The 16,774-nt window shown below is 63.0% G+C and carries 19 protein-coding genes and 1 tRNA gene; 4 read left to right on the top strand and 16 right to left on the bottom strand.

The features are described from left to right. Window positions 1-7: 7 nt before the first annotated feature. Window positions 8-922, bottom strand: a complete 915-nt coding sequence (locus CQ050_RS21490) for a PhzF family phenazine biosynthesis protein (RefSeq protein WP_105558852.1) — start codon at window positions 920-922, stop codon at window positions 8-10. Between the two features lie 178 nt (window positions 923-1,100). Here CQ050_RS21490 and CQ050_RS21485 point away from each other — a divergent pair, with 178 nt between their 5' ends. Then, window positions 1,101-1,490, top strand: coding sequence for a hypothetical protein (locus CQ050_RS21485; RefSeq protein WP_105558851.1), 390 nt, complete (start codon window positions 1,101-1,103; stop codon window positions 1,488-1,490). A 138-nt stretch (window positions 1,491-1,628) separates the two neighbouring features. Here CQ050_RS21485 and CQ050_RS21480 read toward each other — a convergent pair whose 3' ends face one another. Beyond that, complete coding sequence (locus CQ050_RS21480; RefSeq protein ID WP_146121058.1) at window positions 1,629-2,381, bottom strand: hypothetical protein; 753 nt, start codon at window positions 2,379-2,381, stop codon at window positions 1,629-1,631. 215 nt (window positions 2,382-2,596) lie between these two features. Between CQ050_RS21480 and CQ050_RS21475 the strand changes: the two genes are divergently transcribed. Continuing rightward, window positions 2,597-3,145 carry an anti-virulence regulator CigR family protein gene (locus CQ050_RS21475; protein WP_105558849.1) on the top strand — a complete coding sequence of 183 codons (549 nt, stop codon included), beginning with the start codon at window positions 2,597-2,599 and terminating at the stop codon, window positions 3,143-3,145. A gap of 102 nt (window positions 3,146-3,247) precedes the next feature. Here CQ050_RS21475 and CQ050_RS21470 read toward each other — a convergent pair whose 3' ends face one another. From CQ050_RS21470 to CQ050_RS21420, 11 genes are all read right to left on the bottom strand, one after another. Then, window positions 3,248-3,457 carry a cold-shock protein gene (locus CQ050_RS21470; protein WP_105558848.1) on the bottom strand — a complete coding sequence of 70 codons (210 nt, stop codon included), beginning with the start codon at window positions 3,455-3,457 and terminating at the stop codon, window positions 3,248-3,250. 277 nt (window positions 3,458-3,734) lie between these two features. Next, window positions 3,735-3,811: transfer RNA gene (locus CQ050_RS21465), tRNA-Pro, on the bottom strand. Between the two features lie 232 nt (window positions 3,812-4,043). After that, a complete protein-coding gene (locus CQ050_RS21460) occupies window positions 4,044-4,490 on the bottom strand; it encodes a MerR family transcriptional regulator (RefSeq protein WP_105558847.1) in 447 nt (148 codons plus the stop codon). 58 nt (window positions 4,491-4,548) lie between these two features. Next, window positions 4,549-4,899 (bottom strand): integration host factor subunit alpha, encoded by a 351-nt coding sequence (locus tag CQ050_RS21455; protein ID WP_105558846.1) that lies wholly within the window; start codon window positions 4,897-4,899, stop codon window positions 4,549-4,551. 3 nt (window positions 4,900-4,902) lie between these two features. Continuing rightward, window positions 4,903-7,320 carry a phenylalanine--tRNA ligase subunit beta gene (gene pheT / locus CQ050_RS21450; protein WP_105558845.1) on the bottom strand — a complete coding sequence of 806 codons (2,418 nt, stop codon included), beginning with the start codon at window positions 7,318-7,320 and terminating at the stop codon, window positions 4,903-4,905. Between the two features lie 13 nt (window positions 7,321-7,333). Continuing rightward, a complete protein-coding gene (gene pheS, locus CQ050_RS21445; RefSeq protein ID WP_105558844.1) occupies window positions 7,334-8,356 on the bottom strand; it encodes a phenylalanine--tRNA ligase subunit alpha in 1,023 nt (340 codons plus the stop codon). A gap of 77 nt (window positions 8,357-8,433) precedes the next feature. After that, window positions 8,434-8,793 carry a 50S ribosomal protein L20 gene (rplT, locus tag CQ050_RS21440; protein ID WP_006218741.1) on the bottom strand — a complete coding sequence of 120 codons (360 nt, stop codon included), beginning with the start codon at window positions 8,791-8,793 and terminating at the stop codon, window positions 8,434-8,436. Window positions 8,794-8,808: 15 nt separating this feature from the next. Continuing rightward, window positions 8,809-9,006, bottom strand: coding sequence for a 50S ribosomal protein L35 (rpmI, locus tag CQ050_RS21435; protein ID WP_006226956.1), 198 nt, complete (start codon window positions 9,004-9,006; stop codon window positions 8,809-8,811). 347 nt (window positions 9,007-9,353) lie between these two features. Next, the gene (locus CQ050_RS21430) at window positions 9,354-10,883 is read right to left on the bottom strand and encodes a YifB family Mg chelatase-like AAA ATPase (RefSeq protein ID WP_105558843.1); all 1,530 of its coding nucleotides are present in this window, start codon (window positions 10,881-10,883) and stop codon (window positions 9,354-9,356) included. A 206-nt stretch (window positions 10,884-11,089) separates the two neighbouring features. After that, complete coding sequence (locus tag CQ050_RS21425; protein WP_105558842.1) at window positions 11,090-11,341, bottom strand: accessory factor UbiK family protein; 252 nt, start codon at window positions 11,339-11,341, stop codon at window positions 11,090-11,092. A gap of 158 nt (window positions 11,342-11,499) precedes the next feature. Further along, window positions 11,500-11,910, bottom strand: coding sequence for a DUF5339 family protein (locus CQ050_RS21420; protein WP_105558841.1), 411 nt, complete (start codon window positions 11,908-11,910; stop codon window positions 11,500-11,502). Window positions 11,911-12,466: 556 nt separating this feature from the next. Here CQ050_RS21420 and CQ050_RS21415 point away from each other — a divergent pair. Further along, window positions 12,467-12,805, top strand: coding sequence for a P-II family nitrogen regulator (locus tag CQ050_RS21415; RefSeq protein WP_006218735.1), 339 nt, complete (start codon window positions 12,467-12,469; stop codon window positions 12,803-12,805). A gap of 32 nt (window positions 12,806-12,837) precedes the next feature. Next, a complete protein-coding gene (gene amt / locus CQ050_RS21410; protein ID WP_105558840.1) occupies window positions 12,838-14,076 on the top strand; it encodes an ammonium transporter in 1,239 nt (412 codons plus the stop codon). A 97-nt stretch (window positions 14,077-14,173) separates the two neighbouring features. Here amt and ptsP read toward each other — a convergent pair whose 3' ends face one another. The 3 genes from ptsP to CQ050_RS21395 form a co-directional block, all read right to left on the bottom strand. Continuing rightward, window positions 14,174-16,000 carry a phosphoenolpyruvate--protein phosphotransferase gene (ptsP, locus tag CQ050_RS21405; RefSeq protein ID WP_255410194.1) on the bottom strand — a complete coding sequence of 609 codons (1,827 nt, stop codon included), beginning with the start codon at window positions 15,998-16,000 and terminating at the stop codon, window positions 14,174-14,176. Continuing rightward, window positions 15,987-16,256 (bottom strand): HPr family phosphocarrier protein, encoded by a 270-nt coding sequence (locus tag CQ050_RS21400; RefSeq protein WP_006226962.1) that lies wholly within the window; start codon window positions 16,254-16,256, stop codon window positions 15,987-15,989. The genes ptsP and CQ050_RS21400 overlap by 14 nt, the downstream gene beginning before the upstream one ends. A 116-nt stretch (window positions 16,257-16,372) precedes the next feature. Next, window positions 16,373-16,774, bottom strand: a complete 402-nt coding sequence (locus CQ050_RS21395; RefSeq protein WP_006226963.1) for a PTS sugar transporter subunit IIA — start codon at window positions 16,772-16,774, stop codon at window positions 16,373-16,375.

Here is a 16,774-nt window from a genome sequence, read left to right as displayed (position 1 = left end):
TGAGCCATCAAGACGCCTCGGGCGCAGGCAGCGTGCCTTCCATGACGATGACCGCTTGGCCCGCAACGCCCGCCCAGACGCCGTCGGACCGAGATTCGGCGTGCGCCAGCAGCAAGCTTGCCCGGCCCATGTCCACACCCTGCTTCACGCGTAGCCGCAACATCCCGTCGCCTCGCAGTGCCGCGCGCAACGCCGTCATCGCCGCCGTCGCGCTGCCCGTGGCGGGGTCTTCGGTCATGCGTCCGGTGAACATCCGGGCCTGGATGTCCGCCGGCGCGTGGCCGGCGTCTGCGGCCGTGTCGGTGGTATAGGCATAGATGGACTTCGCGCCGTCCAGCGGCAGCAGCGCGGCATAGCCATCAACGTCCGGCGCCGCGCGGCGCAGCGCATCGCGGCTGCGCAACTGCACGACCAGAAAGATCAGCCCCACCGAGACCACCTGCGGCGCGTGCGTCGACGTGTCGATGTCGGCGGGCTCCAATTTCAAGGCCCGGGCCACTGCCGCCACCGGCGCTTCGCTAGCGCGCGACAACGGCTGCGGCGCCAACAGTTCCACGCCCTCCACACCCTTTGCGCCCGTCTTCACCGAGATCCGCACCAGGCCCGCCGCCTCTTCGAAAACGAATGCGTCCGGCGCGGGACGCCCGGCGGTGATCATTTCGCGCGCCAGCACTGCCGCGGTACCCACATTGGGATGCCCGGCGAACGGCACTTCGCGGTCAGGCGTGAAGATGCGCACCCAGGCAGTATGCGCCGGGTCTTTCGGTGGCAACACGAAGCTGGTTTCCGAATAATTGAATTCGCGCGCGATGCGCTGCATCTGCGCGGACTCCAGCCCCTGTGCGTCAAGCACAACCGCCAACGGATTGCCGCTATAGGGCTCGGTGGTAAAGACATCGGCAGTGACATATCGGTAGCGCATGCAGGCTTCTCTTTGTGCGAAGGAAAGGCAGCAGTATGCAAGGGCGCGGCCACCGCGCGACAGGCACAGAACGGTAGAACTTTCGCCATAACAGCACGGCGCGGCGCCCGGGTCGAGTAACCTGTCCGCCAAGGACGCATTCGCGCCCCAATGCACGCTTACCCGAAAGGAATGCACCATGGAAAACCCTTTTGGCGACTCCGACGAACCCTCCAGCGACCACCGGCAATATCTGGTCCTGATTTCGGCATCGAAAGACAACGCCTCGCTCGCACAGAAGCTGCTCGAAAACCTGAAGAAACACGTCGACGAGCGCGCCGCGCCGCTGTGGATCGACGCCAAGGGCATTGGCGTCCTGCTGACGACGGATCTGGTCGCCTCGGACATCTGGCGGGAAATGTTCCAGAAGGAACCCGGCCAAGACTACGGCGATACCCGCAATATGCTGGTGCTGGAAATTGGCCGCGATTGGGCTGCCCGCAGGGACGACAAAATCGAACACTGGCTGGCCAGCCACGTCGGCAATCCCCTGCCGCCCGCGCCGCGGCGGGCAGACAAGCGCCGTTAAATGAAGCCCGTCAGCAGGCGTGAAACCGCGTCTGGCTGATCCAGGGTAGGCAAATGGGCCGTGCCCGTCACTCCCATCTGCGCCCGCCACCTCCGGCGATCCTAAATCGCCGGATGCAGGAAGATAACGGGATCGACCTTACCGACGCTCGCGGTACGCAATGGCGCACATCGTCGTGACCATCATCACCATTCCGAGACAGAGCAGGATGCCCAACAGGCCAAGCGCAATCGCGGCAACCGACATGTTGGATATCGCCTTCGACAGCAAGGCGCCCGTAAGCACCAAAAATACCGCCAGCAAGAACAGCACGCTCATCATGGGCCAAGCCGGTGTCTGCCCTTCCTGGCGCGTCCGCCAAAAATCGTAGCGCCCCGATACGGCCGCCCGCGCAAGGCTCTGGAAAAACGTGCTGACCAGGTACAGTACCGGCAACCAGATAGCCGCCAGCGCCAGGAACAGGCTTACGAAGAACACGCTATCGAGAACGCCGTCCAACGCAAAATAAAGAACCACGGGCACCCGGGCGGTGGCGTACATCAAACCCGTGCCTATCGCGATAAGCAGCGCCAGCAGGCCAAGAGACATCCACTCGGGCTTGCCCAAGCGCCAGTCCGGGCTGTTCGCATGACCGCCGGGAACGACTTGCCGAAGCCAGGCGACCGACACGCGCGTCAATGCCAGCAAATTTACGACGATAAACAGGAAAAATGCCGAAGGCACCAAGGACCGATGCGGCAACAGCAGCGCGACCGGAAGCGTCATGACAAACACGGCAAGCGCCCATGGCGTCGATTTCAATAGCCGGCCGCCTTGCTGCCGGAGCGCACTTGCGGTCAACGCGAAATAGCGGTTTGCCGGGAGGTTGCTCGACACGGGGATCCTTTGCACGATTGGCTTTGCTCTGATGCGCGGAAGTTATACCAGCACTTTGCCCATTCAGCATGCCACGCAAACCGCGCGCGGCCAGACCGCCCTCCAATTCTTTCGTCTACTGGCTCCAGACCTACTTACATCTTTATCAGTTTGGCATCTACGACAAAAGGCTAGCCAGCCCTAGAATTGGATTGCTGTATTTCGGCTAGACCGCCAACCAGGAGCCATCCATGAGCGCCCTCACAACCAAAAGATTCATTACTGCGGCCATTTGCTGTGTGTTCCTGGGCGGCAATGCCCTGGCCGCTCCTCCTGAAGGGAAAGGCAAATCCGACAACTCGGGTCAAGGCCAGGGGAATTCAAGCAACGGCAAAGGCTCGGGCAAGGGCAACGGAAACGGCAACGGCAACGGCAACAGCTCAAACAAGGGCAATAACGGCAATGGCGGCAATGGCGGTTCATCGAAAGGCGGCGGAGGCGGTTCCGGTGACGTGAATGTCACGCTTCGCCACGCCGGCATCACGATCACCACCGCCAGAGGCTACGCCACGGAATATGGGATGTCCGGCTACAGCTCGTTGCCGCCAGGGGTCCGCAAGAACCTGGCTCGCGGCAAGCCCCTGCCCCCCGGCATCGCAAAGAAGATGGTCCCCGGCCCGATGCTGGCTCGTCTGCCGGTTTATCCCGGCTATGAATGGAGAGTCGCCGGTTCGGATCTGATTCTCGTAGCGGTGGCTACCGCTATCGTCGCCGATGTGCTTTTCGACGTTTTTGACTGACGTAAAGCCCAAAACGAAAGGGCCGGATCCAATGTTTCAAAGGATCCGGCCCTGCCAATCTGCCATCAAGCTGCTTACGCTACGGCAAGCAGCTCAGCATAATTAGATCAATTTGATCATGGTCGCCTGAGGACCTTTCTGCCCTTGGCCGGCGACGAACGAAACGCGCTGATTCTCTTCAAGCGATTTGTGCCCGTCACCCTGAATTTCGGAGTAATGCGCGAAGAGGTCTTTACCACCCAGTTCCGGGGAAATAAAGCCGTAGCCCTTGTCGTTGTTGAACCACTTCACGATACCAGTTTCAATCTTCAATGTATGTCCTAGAGGTACAGGGAAAAAATATTCCCGGGGCCACTATGGGCGATTCGCCTCCATAAAGATATCGCTGTTTCGCAATAACACATCTTAGGGCCCTGCCCAGCGACCATTGCTCATAGAGGTACCCTGCGAAGGTCAATGCACCACCGCTTCCGAAATACGAAATACGAAATACGAGATACGAGATACGAAATACGAAATACGAAATACGAATACGAAAAACCAATGAGAAAGGCCGTTAGTGATTTCTCACTAACGGCCTTGGAACTTCTGGTCGGGACGGCGGGATTCGAACTCGCGACCCCTTGCACCCCATGCAAGTGCGCTACCAGGCTGCGCTACGCCCCGAAAGAAAAAGAGTATAGCAGAACAAAAATTTGTTTGCACGCATTGGTGCAAAAAAAGTGCTGAATACTCAAAAAAATTTGCGCCTCATGTTCGCCGCCTGCACAAGCGGTGTGCAAGGCGGCGCACGAAGCGCAACGTACGGTTTGCTGACATCGCGCGTCGCTTCAAGCGCCACGCGCGATGCAGGTACTACGTTCGATCAAACGATCTTGGACGACTGCGCCTTCACCGCTTAAGCGGCGGTGCCGACGGTGCTTGCGCTTGCGTTGGCCGGTACGCTCGCCGCTGCGTTTGGCGGCAAGCCCAACGCATCGGCCAACATCGTCGAGACGTTACCGAGTTCGTTGCGCAAGGCCTGCATTTCGGCGCCCGACAGACGCACCGCGGCATCTTGATCATGCGGCGTGTCGCGCGCGTCGCCCAGGCGATTGCGCGCGCCGCTGATCGTGAAGCCTTGCTCGTACAGCAAGGAGCGGATGCGCCGGATGAGCAGCACTTCGTGATGCTGATAGTAGCGGCGGTTGCCGCGGCGCTTCACGGGTTTTAGCTGCGTGAATTCCTGTTCCCAGTACCGCAAGACGTGGGGCTTGACGCCACACAACTCGCTGACTTCGCCGATGGTGAAGTAACGCTTGGCGGGGATGGGCGGTAAGGTAACGGTGGGTTCAGTACGTGTCATAAGCGAATTTTATGCCGCGCGGGCGCAGGAAGCCGATAACAATTACCGACAAAGCGTATCACTCCGCGGCGTCCGCGGCATCGGGCGCAGCAGGGGTCGCCTGCTCCACCACGCTCTTGAGTTTCTGACTGGCGTGGAACGTGACCACGCGGCGTGCGGCGATGGGAATGGTCTCGCCGGTCTTGGGATTGCGGCCAGGGCGCGGCGGCTTGTCCCGCACCTGGAAATTACCAAAGCCCGAGAGCTTGACCGAATCTCCGCGAGCCAGGGCATCGCGGATTTCTTCGAAGAAGGTATCGACGATGTCCTTGGCTTCGCGCTTGTTCAGGCCGACACGCTCGAAGAGCAGTTCGGCAAGCTCAGCCTTGGTCAGAGTGCGCGGCTCGGCAGCAAGCATACTGTTCCCCATGGTTCAAGCACGCTGGCGCGCGCCGTGGGCACTGACCAATGCATCCTTGATGCGGGACAGGCAATCGGCCACACGGGCTTCGTCCAGAGTAACTTCAGTGTCCTGTAGCCAGAAACGGAAAGCAAGGCTTTTCTCGGTGACGGGTTCGCTGCCGTGGGCCTTCTCGCGCCACACGTCGAACACGCGCACATCCTGCACCACGGCCAATTGCACATCCGCCTTGACGGCCGCGGCCACCGTGTCCAGCATCGACTGCGTGGACACGGGCGCATCCACCCACAATGCCAGATCGCGCACCACCACGGGTTGACGCGACAGTTCGCGCACTTCGGGCAGCTCGCCTTCGGACAAGGCGTCAACGTTCAATTCGAAAACCACTGGCGCGTGCGCCAGGTCCGCTTGCTGCGCCCAACGCGGGTGCAGTTCGCCGATCCAGCCGATGGCGCGGCCGTCCAGTTCGATGCGAGCGCTACGGCCCGGATGCAACGCGGGATGCGCGGCGGCTTCGAAACGCAGGCGGCGGCCGCGTGCGCCGAACAGCGCTTCGACATCCATCTTCACGTCATAGAAGTCCACCTGGCGCGTCGCGACGCCCCACTGCTCTTCCACTGCCGGCCCCCAGGCCGCGCCAGACAAGCGCATCGGCTGGCTCACGCCGGCCACTTCCAGCGGACCGTCCTCTACGGACGCGTCGCGCATGAACACGCGGCCCAATTCAAACAGGCGCACGCGCGACTGCTTGCGGTTGGCGTTGTGGCGGATGTTGGCGACAAGGCCGCCGATCAGGCTGGAACGCATGACCGACAGATGGCTGGCGATCGGGTTGACCAGGCGAACCGGCGTTTCGTTGCCGGCGTAGTCGCGTTCCCAATCCGCTTCGACGAAGCTGTAGTTCACGACTTCCTGGTAGTCCTGCGCGGCGGTCAGGCGGCGCAGCGCATGCGCGCCGCGATGCACTTCCGGCTGCGAGAACATCTTGGCGCGCGCCATCGGCGGCACATCGGGGATGCTCTCGAAACCGTAGATGCGGGCCACTTCCTCGATCAGGTCTTCTTCAATCTGAAGGTCGAAACGGTACGACGGCGGGCTGACGATGAAGTCATCGCCTTCGACCGTGAAATCCAGGCCCAAGCTACCAAAGATCTTCGCGACCTGTTCCTGCGTGACGGGCACGCCCAGCACGCGGTGGCAACGCGCCAGGCGCATGCGCACGGGCGGACGGGCCGGCAGGTTGACGATCTGGTCGTCGATGGGGCCGACCTGGCCGCCGCAGATATCGACGATCAGGCGGGTGATGAATTCCAGGTGCTCGGGGATGCTGGCGTAATCCACGCCACGCTCGAAGCGGTGGCTGGCTTCCGAGCTGAACTTGTAGCGGCGTGCGCGGCCCGCAATGGCTTGCGGCCACCAGAACGCAGCTTCCAGATAGATGTTCTGCGTATCCAGCGTCACGGAGGTGGCTTCGCCCCCCATGATGCCCGCCAGGCTTTCCACCTGATCGCCCGCCACCACCACGCCCACCTTCGGGTCGAGCGTGATGGTCTGGCCGTTCAGCAGTTCCAGCGTTTCGCCTTCATGCGCCCAGCGCACGCTGATGTCGCCGCCGATCTTATCCAGATCGAACACGTGCGACGGACGGCCCAGTTCCAGCATGACGTAGTTGGAGATATCCACCAGCGCCGACAACGAGCGCTGGCCGGCGCGCTCCAGGCGCGTCTTCATCCAGCCCGGCGTTGCCGCACGGGCGTTCACGCCACGAATCACGCGGCCGCCAAAACGGCCACACAGATCAGGGGCTTCGATCTTGACGGGCAGGCGCTCGTCCAGCGTGACGGGCACGGCGACGGCGGTCGGCACGGACAGCGGCGCACCCGTCAGGGCAGCCACTTCACGCGCCACACCCAGGATCGACAGGCAATCGGCACGGTTGGGCGTGAGCTTGAGCGTGAAGAGCGTGTCGTCCAGGTCCAGCGCTTCGCGGATGGATTCGCCGGGCACCATGTCGGCGGGCAGTTCCAGCAGGCCGGCGTGGTCTTGCGACAGGCCCAGTTCGCGGGCCGAGCACAGCATGCCCGACGATTGCACGCCGCGCATTTTGGCCACGCCGATCTTCATGCCGCCAGGCAGCTCCGCGCCCACGCGGGCCAGCGGCACTTTCAGGCCGGCAGCCGCGTTCGGCGCGCCGCACACGATTTGCAGGCGTTCGCCGGAACCATCGTCCACCTGGCAGACGCGCAGCTTGTCGGCGTCGGGGTGCGGAGCGATGTCGACGATATGGCCCACGACCACACCGGTAAAGGCAGGCGCGGCGGGCACGGTGTCTTCGACTTCCAGGCCGGCCATGGTGAGCCGGTGCGCGAGTTCATCGGTTGCGATCGGAGGGTTGACCAGCGTACGCAGCCAGGATTCGGGAAATTGCATGATCAGCCGTCTGTTATTCGTTGAACTGGCGCAAGAAGCGCAAATCGCCTTCGTAGAACTGGCGCAGATCGTTGACGCCGTAGCGCAACATCGTCAGGCGCTCAAGTCCGGAACCGAAGGCAAAGCCGATGTAGCGCTCGGGATCAAGGCCGAAATTGCGCACCACTTCGGGGTGCACCTGGCCCGAGCCGGAAATTTCCAGCCAACGGCCACGGTTGGGTCCCGACGTGAACATCATGTCGATTTCGGCGGACGGTTCCGTGAACGGGAAGAACGACGGACGGAAGCGCACGACGAGATCGTCGCTTTCAAAGAAGCAACGCAGAAAATCGGTATACACGCCTTTCAGATCGGCAAACGAGATGTCCTCGGCGATCCAGAGCCCTTCCACTTGGTGGAACATGGGCGAGTGCGTGGCGTCGCTGTCGACGCGGTAGGTGCGCCCGGGTGCAATCACCTTGATGGGCGGCTTGTGCATGCGGGCGTAGCGCACCTGCATGGGGCTGGTGTGCGTGCGCAGCAGCAGCGGCAGGCCGTCGGCGTCGTTCATGTCGACGTAGAACGTGTCCTGCATCGAACGCGCCGGATGGTCCAGCGGGTTGTTCAACGCGGTGAAATTGGTCCAGTCGTTTTCCACTTCGGGACCGTCGGCCACATCGAAGCCAATGGAACGGAAGATGGCTTCCACGCGTTCCCAGGTCCGGATCACCGGATGGATGCCGCCCGGCGCGCGACCGCGTCCAGGCAACGTGACGTCAATGGTTTCCGAGGCCAGCCGGGCATCCAACTCCGCCTGCGCCAACGCGGCGCGGCGAGCGGTCAGAAGCTCTTCGACTTGTTGCTTGGCCTGATTGATCCGGGCGCCCATTTCGCGCTTCTGCTCGGGATCGAGTTTGCCAAGGCCTTTCAGCAGCACCGTCAGTGCGCCTTCCTTACCCAGGAATCGAGCCTTTGCGTTCTCAAGCGCGGCGGCATCCGTAGCCGCGGCGAACCGTTCTTGCGCCTGGGAGACCAGGTCGTCAACCAATAGAGTCATGAAATCCAGCCTTCAAAACGCAAACGGGGCTATTACAGCCCCGTTTGCAGCGATGCGCGATGAGTTAAAGCGCGCGATCAGGCAGCCAAGGCAGCCTTGGCTTGCTGCACGATGGCGGCAAAGCCGGCCTTGTCGCGCACGGCCAGATCGGCCAGGACCTTACGGTCGAGTTCAATCGAAGCCTTCTTCAGACCAGCGATGAACACGCTGTAGCTAACGCCATGTTCGCGGACGGCAGCGTTGATACGCGTGATCCACAGAGCACGGAACGTGCGCTTCTTGTTACGACGGTCGCGGTAGGCGTATTGGCCAGCGCGCATGACTGCTTGCTTGGCAATACGGAACACATTACCGCGGCGACCACGGTAACCCTTGGCGGCGGCAATGACTTTTTTGTGACGTGCGCGGGCAGTTACGCCGCGTTTGACGCGAGGCATATTAGATCTCCCTTATCAAGCGAAAGGCATCATGGCCTTGACGGAGGCCACGTTGGATTCATGAACCGCTGCCGAGCCACGCAGTTGACGCTTGGCCTTGGTGGTCTTCTTGGTCAGAATGTGGCGCTTGAACGCCTGACCACGCTTGATGGAGCCGCTGCCGCGAACCTTAAAGCGCTTGGAGGCGCTTTTCTTGGTTTTCATCTTGGGCATGATGATTCCCTAAACTAAACTCATTGTTGATTTGACATGACGCGAGGTGTTTGGCGTTGCTGGCCGAAAGCCCTAGGGCTAGCACCGATGCGACGGCAAAACTTGTAGACCTGTTGCCACTTCTTGGGGTACTTCGGGGTCTTGCTGGGTTACTTCCCTCTGGGTCATTTCCCTCGGGGTTATTCCCCTCCGCCATGGCATTGCTGCCACGCACGGCCTCCCCCAGCTCTTGGCAAAAAATGGCCGAGATCCGGGAAAGCCTTTGATTATATGGTGATTTCCTGGTCTTTGTCGAGTCGGGTGCGGCAAAAAGCCAAGCGAGCCCACCCGGGGGTTCCCGCGGGCCATCACACGCCAGGGCGGCGGTACTGCACCGCCTGCGCCACGTGCCCGGCAGCCAGCACGTCCGCCCCGTCGAGATCGGCGATTGTGCGCGCCACCCGCAGCGCCCGGTGTAACGCCCGCCCGGACCCCGCCATGCGGCGCATGGCTTGAAACAGCAGCGCCTGCGCCTCGCCGTCCATGACGCAATGCCGGTCCAGCTCTGTCCCCGTCAAGGCGGCGTTCAGTTTGCCCTGCCGGGCTTGCTGGCGGTCCCGGCAACGTATCACCCGCTCCTGGACAGGGCCGGACGCCTCGCCGGGAGGGCCGCCCATGGACTCGGGGTCGGATGGCGGCAACGCCACATGCAGGTCGATGCGATCCAGCAACGGCCCCGATATCTTGCCAACATAGCGCGTCACCTGATCGGGCGAGCAAAGACAGGCCCGCGCCGGATGCCCACGCCAGCCACAAGGACAGGGATTCATGGCCGCGACCAATTGGAAGCGCGCAGGAAATTGGGCGGCATGCAAGGCACGGGCGATCACCACCCTGCCCGCCTCAAGCGGTTCACGTAACGCTTCCAGCGTGCGTCGACTGAACTCCGGGAGTTCATCCAGGAACAGCACGCCATGGTGCGCCAGGCTGATCTCGCCCGGCCGGGGACGGCTGCCGCCGCCAACCAGCGCCGCGACGCTAGCCGAATGATGTGGCGATCGGAACGGAGGATGGCCCATCAGCGCCTCGGGCATTCCCGCCAGCGCGGCCACCGCGGCCGCTTCCAGGGCCTGGCTACGCTGCAAGGGCGGCAACAAGCCCGGAAGGCGGGATGCCAGCATGCTCTTGCCTGCGCCGGGCGGCCCGATCATCAGCAGACTATGGCCGCCGGCCGCGGCCACTTCCAGCGCACGCCGCGCGCCAGGCTGCCCCCGCACGTCCGACAAGCAGGGCGTGGGCGGCGCCGGCGGCCACGCCTTGGGCACCGCGTTCGGCAACCGGCATGCCCCCGTGACGTGCGCGGCCACGTCCGCCAGGCTGCGTGCCGACAACACATTCAGCCCCGGCACCCAAGCCGCCTGTTCCGCGCTGCCCGCCGGCAGGATCAGCGTGGCATCGGGCGCTTCGCGGGCCACGCTCAACGCAATCACCAACGGGGCCGCAACGGGCACCAGCGCGCCGGTCAAGGACAATTCGCCCGCCAGCACCAAGCCGGCCAGCGTGAGGTCGGCTACAGGCAGATCCGGCCCGCTACCGTCCGAGGGCGCGGCCAGTTGGCCGGAGGCCAGCAGCAACCCCAGCGCAATAGGCAGATCGAACCGGCCCGATTCCTTGGGAATATCGGCGGGCGACAGGTTCACCGTGATACGCCCGGGCGGAAAGCCAAAGCCGCTATTGAGAATGGCCGCGCGCACGCGTTCACGGCTTTCGCGCACTTCGGTGTCGGGCAACCCCACGACATTGAAACTGGGCAGCCCCGGACCCAGATGGGTTTCAACCCGGACGGCGTGCGCATGCAGCCCACTAAGCGCCCGGCTGGCAAGAACGGCAAGCGTCAAGACGCTCTCCCGAAGGGAACAAGAGCATCAGTATCCGCAATTACACCGCGCCCGCAGGCGGGAGCGTGACAAAAACAACCGCTACCCAAGGCGCCGTGACGATCATTCCGTTGATGATCGCGGCACATGAGACGACTAAAAAAGAAGGCCAAAAAAAACGACCGCTCCGGGCGGTCGTCGTCGTGCCAGCGCCGAGCGGCGCCAGCCTACTTGTCCAATGCCGACAAGCGCTCTTCCAACTGCTGCACCTGCGCCGCCAACTGGTCCACGCGAGCACGGGTGCGCGCCAGCAGGTCGGCCTGCACGTCGAATTCCTCGCGCGTGACCAGATCCATCTTGGTGAAAGCCTGGGCCATCATCGCGCGCACGTTCTTTTCAACGTCAGCCGCAGGGCTGCGGGCGATCAGGTCGGAAATGTTTTTCTGGATGTCTTCCATCCATTGGGTGCGGTTATTCATAGCGGCCTCTGGGTGTTCTTGATGCCTCGAGTGTAGTGCTTCAAGCGCCACGCTGCAGGACGAACGGGCAAAAAAGAGGGCGGGCCGCATGCGGTGACCGCCCATCAAAGCACAGGAGAAAACCGGGCTGCCATGGCGGCAACCCCCTACCAACATCGTTACGGGCAACCCATCTGGGTTGCCGATTGCGCGAACAGGTCCGACGATTGCTTGCACTGCGCTGCCAATTGAGTCTTGTCGGGAATCGCCGCCCACTGCGACTTGGCCGACTCGAGCTGCTGCTTGATGCTGGCAGCCGCCGGGTTGCTGCTGCCCAGCTTGTCCATGCAAGCATTGACCTTGGCCAGATACGCCTCGCATTCGGCCGGAACAGAAGCCGTGGCGCCCGTCGCCGGCGGCGTCGTCGCGGAAGGCGCGGGCGTCGTCGGTGCCGGCGTCGTGGCGGCCGGAGCCGGCGCAGAGGAAGCAGCAGGCGCAGCCGCCTTTTCGTCGCTCTTGTTGCAGCCGGCCAGTACGCCGACCGATGCCGCCAACACCAACATGCCGATCATCTTGCGTTGAATATTCATGGTGCCCTCTTTCCGTTCTTGCTTTTTATTTGGGCGGGCCGCCACACCGGTAACGTCTCTCCGGCAGCCCGATTCGCCCTGGCTCTTTCTGGATAAGCCATGGGCTGTTGTTGATTCTTCTTCAGTGCCCCCTCCGTAACAAGCGTATCCGTGTAAACCCCGGTATCAAGCACATCCCTATTTTTGCGCCGCTCCGACCCCAAAAATAGGGGCGGCTGAATCGCCTCCCATTTCCTCGACACCCACGGCCCGTAACGCTGTCCGGCCCGCAGTGCTGGAACAGGTAACGTGCGCGCCCGCTTCGCAATCCACTACAAACCGCAACACGCCCAGCATCAACTGGCTACAAATGGGGGCGTTGAAACATATTTCGTTTCAAGCCCGGGATGCCCCGCGTTACGCACCAATTTGAGGCCGTGGCGTGGTGCATGAAGCACCGTCTTGGTGCAAACAGGCACAACTCAAGCGCCTGCCCCCCGCTCACCCGGGTTCCACCAACATGGCATGAAATTTGCTTGATAGTCGAGGCCAACGTGCAACCATGAGAGGAAATGCCATGAAACTCATCATCGCCATCATCAAGCCCTTCAAGCTCGACGAAGTGCGGGTGGCTCTATCCGGAATCGGCGTCCAAGGTCTGACCGTCACTGAAGTCAAGGGATTTGGACGCCAGAAGGGTCACACCGAGCTGTATCGCGGCGCGGAATACGCCGTCGACTTTTTGCCCAAGCTGCGGGTCGAAGCCGCGGTGCCAGACCACCTTGTCGATCAAGTCATCGAAGCGATCGAACAAGCCGCCCGTACCGGAAAGATCGGCGACGGCAAGATCTTTGCCGCCCCGCTGGAACAGGTGATCCGTATCCGCACAGGTGAAGCTGGCGAAGCTGCGCTGTAAATAAATAAAGAAAGACTCATTGGAGCCTGAAAATGGATAAAGCAGATATCTCCTGGTTGCTCGTCTCTACCCTGCTTGTATTGATGATGGCCGTACCCGGTCTGGCGATGTTCTATGGCGGCCTGGTACGCAGCAAGAACGTGCTGTCTGTGTTGCTGCAAGTGCTGTGCACGTTCGTGCTGGGCCTGGTTCTCTGGTTCATCTACGGTTATTCGCTTGCCTTCACCGAAGGCAACGCGTTCTTCGGCGGCCTGTCGCGCGCCTTCTTCTCTGGCATGTTCACACCGGCTGACGGCAAGTACGCCATGTCGAACACCTTGACCGAGCTGCTGTTCGCCTCGTTCCAGGCGACGTTCGCCGGCATCACCTGCGCGCTGATCGTGGGCAGCTTTGCCGAGCGCGCCCGGTTTTCGGCCGTGCTGGTATTCACGGTGATCTGGTTCACGTTTGCCTACGTGCCAATCGCCCACATGGTGTGGTTCGCCTCCGAAACGGCGCCTGGCCTGCTGAATGCCAAGGGCGCGCTGGACTTCGCCGGCGGCACCGTGGTGCACATCAACGCCGGTGTGGCCGGCCTGGTGGGCGCCTATGTGGTGGGCAAGCGCGTGGGCTACGGCCGCGAAGCCATGCAGCCGCACAACCTGCCGATGACCTTCGTGGGCGCCGCCCTGCTGTGGGTGGGCTGGTTCGGCTTCAACGCGGGTTCGGCCCTGGCCGCCAACGAGAACGCCACCCTGGCCTTCTTCAACACGATGATCGCGACTGCTGGCGCCGTCCTGGCCTGGCTGTTCACGGAATGGGCCATCAAGGGCAAGCCCTCGATGCTGGGTGCCGCCTCCGGCGCGATTGCCGGCCTGGTGGGCATCACCCCCGCCGCCGGCCTGGTTGGCCCGGTGGGTGCACTGATCATCGGCGTGGTTGCCGGTATCGTCTGCGTCTGGGGCGTGAATGGCCTGAAGCGCCTGCTGCGTGCCGATGATGCACTGGACGTGTTCGGCATCCACGGCGTGGGCGGTATCGTCGGCGCCCTGCTGACGGGGGTGTTCAATGCACAAGTCCTGGGTGGCCCCGGCCTGGCCGAGCCCGGCATGATCGCCCACCAACTGTGGGTCCAGCTGGAAGGCGTGCTGCTGACCATCGTCTGGTCCGGCGTGGTGGCGTGGATTGCCTACAAGATCGCCAATGCCCTGTGCGGCATGCGTGTACCCGAAGACCAGGAGCGCGAAGGCCTGGACGTCACGAGCCACGGCGAATCGGCGTACCACAGCTGATCACAGCAATCGGGTTGTGAAGGACAAAAAAGCCCGGACCGCAAGGTCCGGGCTTTTTCCATTCCGCTGCTTGGCGGCGCCGAAGCGCAACGCTGGTTCAGGCCGGATCCAGCGCGTCCAGATCCACCGGCAAGGCGCGGTTCAGCGCGGTGGCGACCTTGATCCGCAACGCGTTGGAATGCGCCCGGCGCACCTCGCGCTTCACGTCCAGCAACTGTTGCGGGTGCATCGAGAACTCGGTCAGACCCAGGCCCAGCAGCAGGCGGGTCATACGGGAATCGCCCGCCATTTCACCGCAGACCGCCACTGGCTTGCCTGCACGCTCGCCTGCATTGATGGTGTTGGCCACCAGGCGCAGCACGGCGGGATGCAGGGGATCGTAAAGCGCCGCCACGTCATGGTCGCCGCGGTCGATCGCCAGGGTGTACTGAATCAGGTCGTTGGTGCCGATGGACAGGAAGTCCAGCGCCTGGACGAAGGGCTCGATCGCGATGGCAATGGCGGGCACCTCGACCATGGCGCCGACTTCCATGTGTGGCGCATACGCCTGCCCGCGTGCATCAAGCTCGCGCCGGGCGGACTCGATCGCCGCCTTGGTCGCCACCACTTCGTGCATGTGGGCGATCATCGGGATCAGCAAACGCACCGGCCCGTGGGCCGAAGCCCGCAAGATGGCGCGCAACTGCGTCGCGAACATTTCCGGACGCGCCAGGCAGTAGCGGATTGCGCGCTGGCCCAGCGCAGGATTGGTGGCCACGGTGGCCTCGCCGTCCAGCGTCTTGTCCGACCCGATATCCAGTGTGCGAATGGTGACGGGCCGGCCGGCCATGACCCGCACGACCGACGAATAAGCTTCGTACTGCTCTTCTTCGCTGGGCAGGTCCGGACGCCCCATGAACAGGAATTCGCTGCGGAACAAACCAATGCCGTCCGCCCCCGAGGCCAGCGCCAGCGCAGCCTCGTCGGGCAGCTCGATATTCGCGTGCAGCACCACATCGATGCCGTCCAGCGTGACCGAGGGCTCGTCGCGCAACAGGCCGAGTTCGGCCCGTTCGTCGGCGTAGGCGGCCTGACGACGGCGATATTCTTGAAGGATGCGGTCAGACGGGTTGACGACCACGGCGCCCGCAGCGCCATCGATGATCAACATGTCGCCGTCGCGGACCAGCTCGCGCACGTTGCCCATGGCCACAACGGCAGGCACGCCCATGCTGCGCGCGACGATTGCCGTATGCGAGGTCGGGCCCCCCAGGTCGGTCACGAACGCCGCGAAGCGGCCGCCGCGCAAGCGCAGCATGTCGGCCGGCGAGATGTCGTGCGCCACCACCACCAGCGCATCGTCGCCGCCCATATGAGACATGTCGGGCAAGATGGCGGACGTGCCGGCCAGTACATGCAGCACGCGTTCGATGACCTGGCGGACGTCGGCCCCGCGCTCGCGCAGGTACTCGTCCTCCATGGCGTCGAACTGCTGCCCCAAAATCTGGCCTTGCGTGGTCAACGCCCATTCGGCGTTGTAATGGCGCTCGGCGATCAGGGCGAGGGTCTGCTCGGCCAGCAACGGATCGCCCAGCAGCAAACTGTGCACGTTCAGCATGGCGCCCAGCTCGCGCGGCGCATCCGCCGGCAAGGTGTCGGCCAATTGCCGAAGCTCGTGCTGCGCCGAGTCCAGGGCGTCGGTCAGGCGGGCACTTTCCGAAGGAACGTCTTCCGGAGATATCCGGTAGTGCGCCACTTCCAGCGCAGCGGCGCCCATGACGACGGCCCGCCCGATGGCGTATCCCTTGGCAACCCCCTTGCCGTAAAGACAAACGACGGGGCTGGCAGCGCCAGATCCGTCGTAAGCGGGGTCCCGGGTCGAGGACGATCCGGCCTGGGCAACGCTCAGGCCGGCGGATTCAGGGGGGGGTCTATTCCTGCTCACCGAATTTGCTGTCGAACAGAGTTTCGATTTCGGAAAGGGCTTGCTCGGCGTCGCCGCCCGAAGCCTCCAGCTTGACCGTCACGCCCAGCCCGGCCGCCAGCATCATGACGCCCATGATGCTCTTGGCGTTTACGCGCTGCGCACCGCGCGAGATGAAGATCTCGCTTGAGAACTTGCTGGCAAGCTGCGTCAGCTTGGCGGCCGCCCGCGCATGCAAACCCAATTTATTGCTGATGACGATGTCTGTAGTAGGCATAGGAAATATTATGACCGCGGATGAACGCCGCAGTGTTGATCACAGCAAAACGCCAAACCGCCAACTGCTTTTCGGCTTGAATTGCCAGCCGACATAATAGGGCAAATTCCTGCCCGTCAGTCTACACGCAAGACGCCCTGCACCCCGCCGGCCAAGGCCTTCTCGCGGGTTTCCGCCAACGGCAAGTTGCGGTAGGTCAGCGCCCGCAGCAGCATCGGGGTATTCAGGCCCGCCAGCACGCAGCACTGGATGCCTTGCGCCTGGGCGTCGGCCACCGCCCGCTTGGAGATATTGGCGGGCGTGGCGCCGATCAGGTCCGTCAGCACCAGCACGCCGGCGCCGTGGTCCTGCCCCAGGATGTCTTTCAAGACATCAGGCGCCAGGTCGTCCGGCCGGTCTTCGGGCTGGATATCGTGAATGGCCAGCATGCCGTCAAGGTTGCCCATGACGTGGCTGGCGCATTCGCGCATCGCCGCGCCCAGGGGCGCGTGCACGACGATAACAATACCCGTGGTCAT

The sequence above is a fragment of the Achromobacter sp. MYb9 genome (assembly GCF_002975275.1).
Taxonomy (GTDB): Bacteria; Pseudomonadota; Gammaproteobacteria; order Burkholderiales; family Burkholderiaceae_B; genus Achromobacter.
This window is presented reverse-complemented; position numbering and strand designations above follow the sequence as displayed.